Genomic DNA, 13,570 nt, shown 5'->3' with positions numbered 1-13,570 from the left:
AAACAAAATCAAATGGTTGTTTTTGGCTTTTGTTGTCGTTCTTAGTGCTCTCGCTTTTTTTCTATCAACCAACTAAAACCACGCTTATATCTCATTTAGTAAAAGCTAATGGTGATAATAACTGGCAACACGCTTTAATATTAAATGACATAAATGGTGCTTATGGTAGCGTTGGTTATCCAGAAACACTTAGGCGTTCGTTAAAAGAGATAATCCAAAATTGGGATATTTCTCTTGTCGTGTCACCTGGTGATGTAGTGGCTGGCCAAAAGTCTAGTTTAGACAATTCGCAAGTCAGAGCAATGTGGCAAGGGTTTTACCAACAAATTTTATTGCCATTTGAGCACGCTAATATTCCTTTTGCTTTATCACTAGGTAATCATGATGGTTCTAAATCGAGTAGGCCATCTGTGATAAATGGCAGCCAATCATCGAAGGTTATTAATTATACATATCAATTAGAGCGCTCAGAGACAGAAGCATTCTGGCTATCTCACTCCCCAGAGTTAAACTTCATTAACCAAGAAAAATTTCCATACTTTTATCATTTTGAATTTGCTGGTGGTCGATTTGTAATGCTTGATCTTTCTGGTCATCAAATACTTGAAGAGGAGTGGTTACTGATTGAGTCTATGTTACAGCATGATACGACTAATGGGCCTTTATTTGTTGTTGGCCATTTACCTCTGAGTGGTGTTGCCGTTAGTCGCAATAAGTTTGGTGAGGTAATACAAGCGTCCGATAAACTAATGGCATTATTCAATAAATATAACGTTGATGTGTATATTAGCGGTCATCAACATGCTTTTTATCCAGCTAAATATCAGGAGCTTTTTTTACTTAATGCAGGGGGCATGCCTGCACGACAATTTGTTGGAAACCAACATCAAGTGCAAGCTCAAGTTCAAGCAATGGCAGAGTCAGAAACCATCACAACTGTGAATAAGCCGACAGTGAGTGTGTTATCGGTTAATGCTAAGAACGGTGGGTTTTATACCACTACCTATGAAATAGAAACACTTCAGATAGTGGATGAAACTCTATTACCGGATTTTATTAACGGATTTCCATATACAATACACAGAGCTAAAATCGAAAGTCATTAACCAATTAAGTCAGGTGGCGAGGTAACGGTACCGCTGATGGCTGCTCTAGTTGCTCCTGTAACTGATGGTAAGGTGCTAGGTAATAAATTAACGCGACAATAAGCCAACCAAGCAAATGCGATAGCTTCCATGAAATCACTTTCAATACCTAATTCAATCGTATCTTTTATTTGCCAATTTGGTAACAAAATCTGAATTGCATTCATCAAGGTGTGGTTTCTGCACCCACCACCAAATGACCATAAGGTGTGGCACTCTTCAATAGTATTGTCAGCGTTTTGGTTTGTGTAAAGTTTAAGATCATTGCAAATGGATTGTGCCGTGAATTGTACTAATGTTGCCATTATGTCTTCATTGGTTAATTTGATCTGTTCATTCTTATCGATTTTGTCATTAACAAGCGTCAACTGTTTTTCTAACCAATGTTCATTAAAATATTCGCGTCCTGTGCTTTTGGGCGCTGCTTTTTTAAAATATGGGTCAGACAACATAATGGCTAACAAGCCTTCATTGACAGTGCCTGATGCGGCTATTTGACCGTTTTTATCAAAGGGTAAGTTATATTTGTTTAATGCCCAGTGGTCGATTAACGCATTGCCAGGACCAGTATCAAAACCAATGGTTTGGCGATTGTTTGCTATTTGTTGGTCTTTAATAGAGGTTGAGTTTATAAGCGTAATATTAGCCATCCCCCCTATATTCAAAAAGCCGCAGTTTGCGCTGCACTGTTGTTAGCTTTATTCGGGCAGCCTACTGACAGCAAAAACTGATGAAACGCTGGAATTAACGGTGCACCTTGACCATTAAGTGCAATATCCATCGATCTAAAATCACAGATGGTTGTGATATTGGTCATGGCTGCAATTAAAGAGGCGTTAATCAATTGCATAGAAAATGGATGTTCGCCAACGGGATGATGGCATACCGTTTGGCCATGACAACCGATAGCTTGAATATCACTGGATGAGAGTTTATTACGTACTAAAAGCGCATTTATAGCCTCAGCATAAGACTTGCTCAAGTGTTGAGTAATTTGCCCAAGCTCAACCAAATTAGCAGATTGGCGTTCACAAAGGGTTAAGACCTGCTTCCTTAATAGTGGGCAAAATTTCGTTTCGCTAGTGGCTAAAACTGAAATCTTATTGCTGTCGAAACTAACAATGGCTAAATCGATAGCATCCACACTTGTACCGGACATAACCCCAATATACAGAGATTTATTATTCTTCATGAAGACCCCATCTATACACACATTAAACGACAGTATAACGATGGAATAACAAATTTAATGCTCCCCGTTAGTGGGGGATGTTAAATTTGGATTAATTTAATACAAAGCTGAGTTAATATGCAGTTGTATTGAACTAATTGATTAAAAACAACGTACTTACTATAAATACCCAGCTAGATAAAAGGCCATAACCATGCTGAACATGAACTTTGAACAACACGTCATAATTAATACCAATGAAATACAATGGCAACAAAGTCCGGCCAAAGGAGTATGGCGCAAGCCATTAGCGCGAGCCGAACAAGAACGAGGGCATGCCACTAGCGTGGTTAAATATGACGCCGGGTCACAGTTTTCTGAACATCCTCATCCTAAAGGCGAAGAGATCTTTGTTTTAGAGGGCGTATTTTCTGATGAAACCGGTGATTACCCTGCAGGCACTTATATTAGAAATCCAGAAGGGTTTAGTCATAGTCCTTTTAGCAAAAACGGCTGTGTTTTGTTTGTGAAGTTATATCAATTTCAAGCGGATGATAGTGAGCAAGTCAGAGTTGATACTAAACAAACACCTTGGTTGCAGGGGCAGGGCAACTTGCAGGTTATGCCTTTACATAGTATTGGGACTGAATCTACTGCATTAGTATTTTGGCCTGCTGGTGAAAAATTTGTTCCTCATACTCATATGGGAGGGGAAGAAATTTTTGTACTGCAAGGTGAGTTTATCGACGAACATGGGCGTTACCCTGCAGGGACTTGGATACGCTCACCACACTTAAGCCGTCACCACCCATATGTAGAGCAAGATACAATTATATTGGTGAAAGTAGGGCATATTTAGTCTTAATATTGATAACGCTAATAGCACTAGGCTAAACGTTTGAAAATTCTATGTGTATATAATTGAAATAGGAATAGGGCAACATAATCAATATTTATAAAAAAACGGCGTGGCTAAAGGTTAAACCTATTTTATGATGATCTTTATATGAGTAAAGGTGTTGATTTGAGTAATCCTAGAACACAGTAGATTGAGGTTTCTCTTTTTATGTATTGATGGCATTCATCGTCCATGAAGAGGTCATCTTTATAAACATCCTTGTTTAGATGACATCCCTTCGTCCATGAAGTGGCAGGTTGTCAGCTCCCGACACAACCTAAGCGAGTACATCCATGTACTCGACAATACCTTTTTCAAAGGGCCAAAAAAAGGTAGGCGACTCTTATAATGAAACAGAGCGCCGCTTTCAACAAAATCTAATACTTCATTAAATAGTTATTTTTGTTTATAAAAACGGACTGAAAAGTCGTCCTTTGGTCATCAAATAAAACATCCCTGTTTTGATGACATCCCATCATCCATGATGTGAAACACCATCCCTTATTCGACGTCCCCGACAACTGCGTCCTGCGTTGTTCTAATTACATCCATCCATGGATTAATGTCTCATATTTTGGAAAACTTATTTTATTTCGGGAATATTTAGATGGAGAGATAAAGCAGAGCAAGAGAAAAAAGAAAAGCTAACCGAACCTAACGGTTGGAATGCAATGAATTGACTTAAATGTTTGTGCAATTTAGAGTGGATGTCCACGTTATTTCGTTATTTTTGTTTTTATATTTTATAGAATGGAAGTTAGTTTATGGAAGACAATAGTGAACTAGTTAAGTTGAAAGCTAAATTAGAAAAAGATAAAACAGTTGTTATTTATTTACCAGATAGATTTAACTTTAAAGAGCATGGAGCTTTTGACTTCGATCGTTTTTTAAAATTTTTTGATTGGTCATTTACGGATAAAAAAGTAAAAATTGATCTAAAAAAATGTTCAAACGCTAATTATCAAGCTGTTTCACTTCTAGTTCTTTATGCGTGGAAATTAAAGTCACAAAGGTGCACTGTTTCTTTTATAGAATCGGACTCAAGAAATGGTGCAAGTGAAATGTATCGTAGACTTGGAGCTAGGGGAGCTTTTAATGTTTTAATGCATGACGGACGTAATTTTACAGGAAATCAATTTAAGCCCTTATTTGCCTTGAGAAATTCAAGTGACTTTAAAGACGTTATTGAAGCAGCTGAACAATACACTGGAAATTTTAATGTGGAATTCACAAAAACTCTAAGATATGTATTAAGTGAATTACTTTACAATACATTAGAGCATGGTCAGTCACATTATGAATTTTCCAATAGAACACATAGAATCCCATCTCTTTGTCAATTTTCATATTTTAAAAATAAGAATGAGGTTTCATTCATCATTGCAGATGTGGGTATTGGAATTAAAAAGCATCTTGAACAAGCATACCCTGGGCAAGTTACACATGAGGAAGCTATTTTAAAGGCTATGAAACCACAGGTTTCAGGAACTTTTGGTAAAAATGATCCATATAAAGATAAAAACAATGCAGGTATTGGTTTATTTATTTCTACTAATATTATTAGACGCTTAAATGCCGATATGCATATACTTTCAGGCAATGGTTTAATTCATATATCTCCAAGAGATATAACGAATAAGAGACTTGATGAAAACTGGCCTGGTACATTTGTATTAGTAACTATCAAGTTAGATAATAATCCTTTTAGAGAAACATTAGATCAGATGCTTCAAGGCTTTAGACAGGAAGCTTTAGTTGAACAAAGAAAGGCTGATGGTAAGCAGGAACTGCAGCAGCTATATGTTAACATTTCCAATTATTTTGGTTTTTTTGCTGAAGATAAAGATGCAGCTATACGCTTTCGAAATGAAAGAATATTCCCAGCGTTAGCTGAGAATAAAACAATCCAACTGGATTTTGATGGCGTTGAAAGCTCACCTCATAGTTTTTTGAGTGCTTTATTAGCTTCTCCCATTAAATCTACAGGGATGAATGCTTATAAGATCTTTAAAATAATTAATGCAACTCCGGATGTAAGAGAAACTGTAGATTTTATTTTGGATGAAAATACAGAATAATTTATTGTGAAAGTACACTACTCGAATTTAATAATCTTTGTGTTGCTTTTAGCTCTTACTCTAACTTCCGATTTAAATATCAGTATTGAATATAACTTTTCTTAAATAGATATTGAGTAACTGATTTCTAAACCTTTTGGTATTATTAATACAAAACTAGGAATGATAAAAATTGTTAGAATTAACACCTAGAAAGGAAATTACGTCAATAATTTTCAATTTATTGTCCGGCTGTATTATTTACTATTTAACATTCAAAAATATTGAATATTCGAAAGAAGAATTAATAATGTTAATTAGTGCTGGCATTGTTGTATTAATCATATGTCTGATAATTGGCATTCATGCAGTTAAGAATACTCAGAAATTAGTGTGGCTAAGAAAAACTAACCTTTTCTTATCTGCAACTATATTATTTATCTTAAAAATCTACTTGTGGTTGGTAATGCAGTTATTTACTTTCTTCTTTGAGGTTTTAGATTATTCCGCGAACCGTCAGAGAAAGTATTATCAAAAAAATACTTTAAATGATCATACGCTTAATAATAAAAAGAGTCAGGGGTAAATTAACCTCGATGAAAGCCCATTAGCTAACGCTAATGGGCTTTATTGCTTTTAGCTCTTGCTCTGCTTTTATCCTCCATCACAAAATCACTTCATTAATATTATTTTTTATAAAATTCGAAGCAGGGATGCTGAGAAAGGGCTGGTTATCAGGGACGATTTTTCAGCCCTTTTTTGTAAACAAAAATAACTATTTAATGAAGTATTAGATTTTGTTTGGAAGCGGGCTTTTTCGCCTACCTTTTTTGGCTGTTGAAAAAAGGTACGGTCGCCGTCAAGGTGAAATCTTAGGGTTCAGGAAGATTCGATGACAAATATAATACTCCCAGTTAGAGAGTTAACCTGCGTCTTTTGAGCTGTCGCAAAAAGTCTACCTACCTTAAAAGAATAACGAACTTACACCCTGTAGGGAATTGAAAACCCGCCACTTCAAGCTGAAACCATATCAACATTCTTTAACCTTCCTTTGTGATTAAAAAATAAACAGAAAATAAAAAGGGAAATAACAAGGCCACCCACCTTAATTTGAAAGTTTTTAAACTCAGGTTGTTTGATTTAAATTAGGTGAAACAGTTATTTTTCAATAATGAAACCCCATTAGCGTTAGCTAATGGGCTTTCTGCTTTAGCTCTTGCTCTGCTTTACTTTACCTCTCCATCTAAATATTCCTGATATAAAATAAGTTTTGAAAGTATGAGACATTAATCCATGGATGGATGTACTCGCTTAGGTTGTGTCGGGAGCTGACAACTTGCGCCGAAGGTGAAACAGTCTTTTATCTTTTACAGTAAAAAGCGAAACCTAGATTCCAAACACACACAATTTAAAAAACTAGAAACAACATTTGAGTAAGTCACGTCTGAAACCATATCAACTTTTTTAAATCTTCCTTTGTGATTAAAAAACAAACAGAAAATAAAAAGGGATCAGATCAGCTATGTATTAAAAATAATATATAAATAATTTTCCCCACAAAATCCCACAACTATCATAACTTTAGCTATAGCCCTTTATTTATTTGGTCAAGAATCAAATTATCTTATGCTTTAGAAGCTTGACAATATTTACATATGAGGCTTAAACTGTTCATTGGTGGGAAATAGTGGGAGTAAATGGTACTCACTCCCCCAAAAAGCAATAAATAACGAAGTGGAAATAATAATAACCACATAATGGAGTGAACAATGTTTCGCGGTGCAAACCCTCTTTCTTTAGATAGTAAAGGACGGTTGTCGATACCTACTCGACACCGAGACTTGTTGCTGTCTGAATCTGAAGGGAAAATGATTTGTACGGTGGATCTTCACCAGCCTTGCCTCTTGCTCTACCCATTAGTTGAATGGGAAGACATCGAATATAAATTACGCCAACTGTCATCAATGAATCCTCATGAAAGAAGAGTTCAGCGTGTTTTATTAGGTAATGCACACGAAGTGGATATGGATAAAAGCGGGCGTATTTTACTGCCAACGGCATTAAGGCAACACGCCAGTTTAGATAAACCCATTATGTTAGTGGGGCAACTGAATAAGTTTGAAATTTGGTCTGAGACCAGATGGCAACAACAAATGTCTGACGACATAGAAACTGAACTTGAAGGTGACTTTGAGTTAACAGACAGATTAAAAGATTTTTCTCTTTAACTATATTTATTGATAAATGGCAGAACAATGACAGAAGCGCACGTTTCGGTTTTATTAAAAGAATCAATTGATGCTTTGGCAATTAAGCCAAATGGTATTTATATCGATTGTACATTTGGTCGCGGTGGTCATTCTGGCGAGATTTTAAAACAACTTAATAGTGATGGTCGTTTATACGCGATTGACCGAGATCCAACGGCAATAGAAGAGGCAAAGAAATTTGCCGATAACCCCAGTTTTCATATTGATCATTCCCCATTTTCACAACTACAAGCCATTGTTGAAAAACATGAATTGGTTGGCAAAGTTGACGGTATTTTGATGGATTTAGGGGTATCTTCACCACAGCTGGATGAAGCGGATCGTGGTTTTAGTTTTATGAAACCGGGCCCTTTAGATATGCGCATGGACAATACTAATGGTATTAGTGCTGCGGCATGGTTAGCTAAAGCGGCAGAAGAAGATATTGCATTTGCTTTAAAGACGTACGGTGAAGAAAAATTTGCTAAACGTGTGGCAAGAAAAATTGTAGAAGTGCGTGATGAATCCCCCATTTTAACCACTACGGATTTAGCCACATTAGTTGCTGCGACTGTACCTAAAAGTAAAGCTGAGAAAAAACATCCAGCAACGCGTACTTTCCAAGGTATTCGTATTTATATCAACAGTGAATTGGTAGAAATTGAAGCGGCGTTAGAGGCTTCATTAAACGTATTAGCACCGGGTGGACGACTGTCAGTGATCAGTTTCCATTCGTTAGAAGACCGTATTGTAAAACAGTTTATTCGTAAGGAAAGTCAAGGCAAACAAGTACCACGTGGTATGCCTATTACAGAAGCCGAGTTAAATCAGGGGATTAAGTTAAAGCCAATTGGCAAAGCTTATAAACCTTCTGATGAAGAAATTGCTAGAAATAGCCGTGCGCGAAGCTCCGTTCTTAGAGTCGCTGAAAGATTGCCATAATGAAAAAAACAATAGACAGTCAGTTAGCAAAATTGATTTTTAAGGACATCGGTAAGTACAAACTTACAATGGGGCTCCTGTTGCTCAATGTGATCTTTGCCATCGCAGTGGTTCATTGGGCGCAGCTTAACCGACAAATGGTGATCCAACAGGACGTATTGTTGCAACAACGCGATGATATCGACCTACGCTGGCGCCATTTGTTATTAGAACAGCGGTCTTTGGCCGAACACAGCCGAGTTGAAAATATCGCTCGCAATCGTCTTGGTATGAATCGTCCTACTACGGATGAAGAAGTGGTGGTGACCTTGCCATGAAAGATTGGTTAAATAAATCATCCAAGTCAAAAAATAAACAAACGAGTAATCGAAAGTCTTCGAGTGCCAAGTCGGGTAATAATAAACCGCACAGCAGTAAATCCAACAAACAAGCCAAACAAATCGCTAAGCCGGGATTCAATCGTTGGCGCTTTCAGTTTGTCGTTGTGTCCTTAGTTTTAGTGTTTGGTACTGTTGTTTCAAGAGCTGCCTATTTACAAATTATCCAACCAGATCGTTTACGTATGGAAGGTGATAATCGTACGGTTCGTATTAAAGAAGGCACCATCCAGCGTGGCATGATCACCGACAGAAACGGTGTTGAGTTAGCCGTAAGTGTACCGGTACAAACTATTTGGGCTGACCCTAAACAAGTACTTGAATATCCAGAGTTTGAAACCGATGTACGCTGGGAAGCGCTAGCCAAAGTGTTAGACATGGAAGAACATGAGTTACTTGCCCGTATTACCAATAACGCTAAAAAGCGTTTTATTTATTTAAAACGTAAAACCAATCCAGTGGTTGCCGATTATGTTGAGCAATTACGTATACCGGGTGTGCGCTTAAGAGAAGAATCAAAACGTTATTATCCTGCCGGAGAGATCACGGCGCATATTGTTGGCTTTACCAATATTGATGGTAAAGGCATCGAAGGGGTCGAATTACGCCATAACGATTGGATGGTGGGTACACCAAGCAAACGTAAAATAATTAAAGATGCCAAAGGTCGCGAAATTGAAGTGTTGGAAGAGCAAAAAGGCTCTAAACCGCAAAACGTTGTATTGACCATAGATCAACGTATTCAATCGGCCGTTTATCAAGAACTAAAAAAAGCAGTGCAAACATACGAAGCCACTTCAGGCTCAGCCATTGTGGTTGATGTTAAAACGGCTGAAGTTTTAGCTATGGTTAATAGTCCATCATTTAACCCTAATAACCGTAACAATGTGCCACTACGTAGAATACGTAACCGTGCTATTACCGACACCTTTGAACCGGGTTCAACCGTAAAACCATTATCGGTTATTAATGCGTTGGATTATGGCTCTTACGGCACGTTAGATTTAGTGGATACCTCACCGGGTTATATGCGTATTGGCGGGAGTCGAGTTTCTGATCCAAGAAACCGAGGCCAAATTAGTTTGGCAGATGTACTTAAATATTCATCAAATATGGGCTCTAGTAAATTAGCTTTATCTACCCCTAAAGAGTCGTTTTTAGATATTTTTTACCGCATGGGATTAGTGGATTACAGCGGATTAGATTTAGTCGGTGAAAGTACAGGTATATTTAATGAACGCAGACGTTGGTCTGACATTGAAGTGGCCACCTTATCCTATGGTTACGGAATTTCAGTGACAGCCGCACAGTTAGTGAAAATGTATACCACTATAGGCGCTGGTGGCATTAGTAAACCTTTATCTATTGTGAAAACACAACTGACTAAACCAGAACAACAAGTGATCAGTAAAGACATTGCCAATGACGTATTAAATATGATGGAAAGTGTGGTCAGTGCAACAGGTTCTGGTAAACGCGCCATTGTGAAAGGTTACCGCGTCGCAGGTAAAACGGGTACCAGTATTAAAGCCGTTGGTGGAGGTTATGGTAACGACTATGTCAATGTATTTGCGGGGGTTGGCCCGGTCTCGAATCCAGAAGTTGCGGTCGTTGTGGTGATCAATGAACCTAAAGGTGATTATTATTATGGTGGCGAAACCGCTGCCCCTACCTTTGCAAAAATTATGAGGCAAACGTTAAGAACATTAAATGTTGCGCCGGATGCGCTGGGTGATTCCAAAATTCAATTGGCCAATGTAAGGCGGGAGAGTGCCGATGAGTAATTGGCAAGATATAGAACAGCAATTAAAAAGGCTCAAGTTGTACTTGAGCCTTCTGCACGTTTAATCCCTGACAGTAGACAAGTAACGCCGGGTGATATTTTCATTGCCACTAAAGGCTTTGACCAAGATGGTTCATTGTACATAAATAGTGCATTGGAGTTAGGGGCTGTTGCTATTTTAGTGTCGGATGCTTGTGATAAAACGTCGTACCATAAATTAGATAATGTGATTTTAGTTGAAGGCTTAGAGAAAAAACTCGCCACCATCGCTAAAGAGTTTTATGTAAAAGATCAGTCCGTGCCTATGCCGGTTATTGGTGTTACGGGGACCAATGGTAAAACGTCGATTAGTCATTTATTAGCCCAGTTAAGCCAAATTTGTTTGCAGCAAGAGTCTGCTGTGATTGGCACCATTGGCACAGGTTCAATCAATGATTTACAACCTAGCAGTAATACAACGCCGGGTGTGACAGAGATTTATCGTTTAATAAAACAATTTTCTGCCAAAAATTATGGCTCTTTGACCATGGAAGTGTCTTCTCATGCGTTAGACCAGGGGCGAATCGAAGGATTAGATCTCGACGTTGCCATTTTCACTAATTTGACTTTGGACCACCTTGATTACCATGGAAACATGGAGTCATATTTTAACGCTAAAGCGAAATTATTTACTGAATATCTACCAAAGTGTGCCGTACTGAATGTAGATGACCAATATGGTCGTCGTATAGCCGACATGGTGGCAAATCAAACTCGTGTGGTTGCTTTTGGCCAATCAGAAAGTGTTAAAGCCTATTCCGATTATGTGTTTATTCGTGGTTTTGAATGCCATGTTCATGGTTTGTCTATCGACATTGAATGGCAAGTTATCGGGGCTAAAGAAACGTGTTTTTTACAGTTACCTATTTATGGTGAGTTTAACTGCTTAAATCTAGCAGCTGTGTTTGCAACGGCTCTGACGTTGAATTGGCCGATAGTAGCAGCACATTTTAGTCAATTAAGACCGGTGCCGGGGCGATTAGAGTTATTTGTTAAACCTAATTTACCTGTGGCTGTAGTGGATTATGCTCATACTCCCGATGCGTTAGAGCAGTCCCTGTTAGCAGTGCGTAAACACTTAACGGGTGAGCTTTATGTCATATTTGGTTGTGGTGGTGAGCGTGATGTTAGCAAACGTCCAATTATGGGTAAATTAGCTGAGCAACATGCTGATCATGTGATCATCACAAATGACAACCCAAGAACGGAATCAGAAGACACAATCATCGCTGACATTGAAGCGGGTATGTCTGGAAATAATTATCAAATAATTAAAAGTCGTAAAGAGGCCATTGATTTAGCGTTAAGAACGGCAACCGCCAGTGACGCTATTTTAATTGCCGGAAAAGGGCACGAGATTTATCAGGTTATCGGTAAAGAATCCATTGATTACAATGAACGTGATTATGTAGAAAAAGCCATGCTGGCGTTAACCACTCATGGGGGCATGATATGATTAATGTCTCGCTAAAATGGATTATTGATACCTTATCATTAACCGACGAACAAATTGTTAATGTACCAGTAGAACTTGAACAACAAGGAATATCGGCATTTTCTACGGACAGCAGAACCATTGAAGCTGGGCATGTTTTTGTTGCTTTGCGCGGCCCTAACTTTGATAGCAATGCGTTTATCGGACAAGTAAAAGACAAAGGTGCCGTTGCCGTTATCGTTGATACGCCAAGTCCTGTTGATATTCCTCAGTTTATAGTCAAAGACACTTTAATTGCATACGGCAAACTGGCAGCGAAAGTTGCGGCTACGGTTAAGCCAAAAACTATTGCTATCACAGGCAGCGTAGGTAAAACCTCAGTGAAAGAAATGTGTGCGGCTATTTTGGCTCAAAAAGGCAACGTATTAGCCACGAATGGCAATTTCAACAATGAAATTGGGGTTCCGCATACGTTAATGCGTTTAGAGCCAAGTCATGAGTATGCAGTTATCGAATTAGGCGCCAACCACATAGGTGAAATTGCTTACACCACAGAATTGACTCAACCGGATGTGGCCATTCTTAATAATGTAGCAGAAGCGCATTTAGAAGGATTTGGCGATATATATGGTGTCGTGCGCGCTAAAGGTGAAATATTTAATAGCTTAAGCCAAACCGGCATTGCCATCGTTAATGGTGATTCTGAATATAAAGAATATTGGTTAACTCGCCTTAATGACAAGTTTGAAAATAGTGAAAACAACATTATTCAATTTGGCTTCAATCCGGATCTTACTTCAAAAGGTCAAGCTATAACGGCCTCTAATATTACCTTGAACAAGTTAGGCTGTGCGAGCTTTACATTAAAGTTAGATCTGAAAAAAGGTGAGCAACAGCAAATTGATGTTGAGTTGGTTATCCCGGGTAAACATAACGTTAATAATGCATTAGCCGCCGCCGCCGCCTGTTACTCAGTTGGTGCAGATTTAGAAGATATAAAAAACGGTTTGTTAGCTATGCAATCAGTGAAAGGCCGCGTTAACTTGCACCAAGTTACTGATTCACTGTTAGTGATTGATGATACCTACAATGCCAATGTTCAATCGGCTAAAGCGGCGATTGATTCTATTGTCGGGGTATCAAGGCAAAAAAATATTTGTCTTAGGTGATATGGCGGAACTTGGTTCAGGTGCCAGACGTTACCATCAAGATGTTGGCGAATATGCCAGCGAGCAGAATATCGATGTTTTGTTGTCAATTGGTGTATTAAGCCAAAGTGCGTCATCGGCAATGGAACAAAAAGGCGAACATTTTTCTAGTCAACAAAATGTAATTTCAAGATTAAATCAGCTGATTAAAGACGCTGATTGTTCTATATCCATTCTATTAAAAGGCTCTCGAAGTGCCAAGATGGAACAGATAGTTGAACAAATAATCGCTGATAATAATTTAAGCAATTAATAAAAATAATAAA

At 38.1% G+C, this 13,570-nt stretch carries 10 protein-coding genes and 1 pseudogene; 9 read left to right on the top strand and 2 right to left on the bottom strand.

The window, feature by feature from the left end; all coding sequences use genetic code 11:
* The first annotated feature begins 44 nt into the window (after nt 1-44).
* Nucleotides 45-1,106 carry a metallophosphoesterase family protein gene (locus RT723_RS09450; protein ID WP_315946808.1) on the top strand — a complete coding sequence of 354 codons (1,062 nt, stop codon included), beginning with the start codon at nt 45-47 and terminating at the stop codon, nt 1,104-1,106.
* Here RT723_RS09450 and RT723_RS09445 read toward each other — a convergent pair.
* Both RT723_RS09445 and RT723_RS09440 read right to left on the bottom strand, forming a co-directional pair.
* Nucleotides 1,103-1,795 carry an anhydro-N-acetylmuramic acid kinase gene (locus RT723_RS09445; RefSeq protein ID WP_315946807.1) on the bottom strand — a complete coding sequence of 231 codons (693 nt, stop codon included), beginning with the start codon at nt 1,793-1,795 and terminating at the stop codon, nt 1,103-1,105. The two genes, RT723_RS09450 and RT723_RS09445, sit on opposite strands and share 4 nt — an antisense overlap.
* An 11-nt stretch (nt 1,796-1,806) precedes the next feature.
* Nucleotides 1,807-2,337 carry an anhydro-N-acetylmuramic acid kinase gene (locus tag RT723_RS09440; RefSeq protein ID WP_315946806.1) on the bottom strand — a complete coding sequence of 177 codons (531 nt, stop codon included), beginning with the start codon at nt 2,335-2,337 and terminating at the stop codon, nt 1,807-1,809.
* Nucleotides 2,338-2,530: 193 nt separating this feature from the next.
* Between RT723_RS09440 and RT723_RS09435 the strand changes: the two genes are divergently transcribed.
* From RT723_RS09435 to RT723_RS09400, 8 genes and pseudogenes are all read left to right on the top strand, one after another.
* The gene (locus RT723_RS09435; RefSeq protein WP_315946805.1) at nt 2,531-3,175 is read left to right on the top strand and encodes a cupin domain-containing protein; all 645 of its coding nucleotides are present in this window, start codon (nt 2,531-2,533) and stop codon (nt 3,173-3,175) included.
* An 803-nt stretch (nt 3,176-3,978) separates the two neighbouring features.
* Nucleotides 3,979-5,292: an STAS-like domain-containing protein gene (locus tag RT723_RS09430; RefSeq protein ID WP_315946804.1), complete on the top strand. Its 1,314-nt coding sequence runs from the start codon at nt 3,979-3,981 to the stop codon at nt 5,290-5,292.
* A gap of 1,748 nt (nt 5,293-7,040) precedes the next feature.
* Complete coding sequence (gene mraZ / locus RT723_RS09425) at nt 7,041-7,499, top strand: division/cell wall cluster transcriptional repressor MraZ (RefSeq protein ID WP_216053842.1); 459 nt, start codon at nt 7,041-7,043, stop codon at nt 7,497-7,499.
* Between the two features lie 27 nt (nt 7,500-7,526).
* Nucleotides 7,527-8,462 (top strand): 16S rRNA (cytosine(1402)-N(4))-methyltransferase RsmH, encoded by a 936-nt coding sequence (gene rsmH, locus RT723_RS09420; protein ID WP_315946802.1) that lies wholly within the window; start codon nt 7,527-7,529, stop codon nt 8,460-8,462.
* Complete coding sequence (ftsL, locus tag RT723_RS09415; protein WP_216053844.1) at nt 8,462-8,779, top strand: cell division protein FtsL; 318 nt, start codon at nt 8,462-8,464, stop codon at nt 8,777-8,779. Before rsmH ends, ftsL begins: the two co-directional genes overlap by 1 nt.
* The gene (locus tag RT723_RS09410) at nt 8,776-10,623 is read left to right on the top strand and encodes a penicillin-binding transpeptidase domain-containing protein (RefSeq protein WP_216053845.1); all 1,848 of its coding nucleotides are present in this window, start codon (nt 8,776-8,778) and stop codon (nt 10,621-10,623) included. Before ftsL ends, RT723_RS09410 begins: the two co-directional genes overlap by 4 nt.
* Complete coding sequence (locus RT723_RS09405) at nt 10,624-12,117, top strand: UDP-N-acetylmuramoyl-L-alanyl-D-glutamate--2,6-diaminopimelate ligase (RefSeq protein WP_315946800.1); 1,494 nt, start codon at nt 10,624-10,626, stop codon at nt 12,115-12,117. It abuts the gene before it with no gap.
* Nucleotides 12,114-13,557 (top strand): annotated as a pseudogene (locus RT723_RS09400) (UDP-N-acetylmuramoyl-tripeptide--D-alanyl-D-alanine ligase). Before RT723_RS09405 ends, RT723_RS09400 begins: the two are co-directional and overlap by 4 nt.
* The last annotated feature ends 13 nt before the right edge of the window (nt 13,558-13,570 follow it).

Source organism: Psychrosphaera aquimarina (assembly GCF_032461525.1).
Lineage (GTDB): Bacteria > Pseudomonadota > Gammaproteobacteria > Enterobacterales > Alteromonadaceae > Psychrosphaera > Psychrosphaera aquimarina.
The sequence above is the reverse complement of the archived record's forward strand: the minus strand, read 5'-3'. Positions and strand labels throughout refer to the sequence as shown.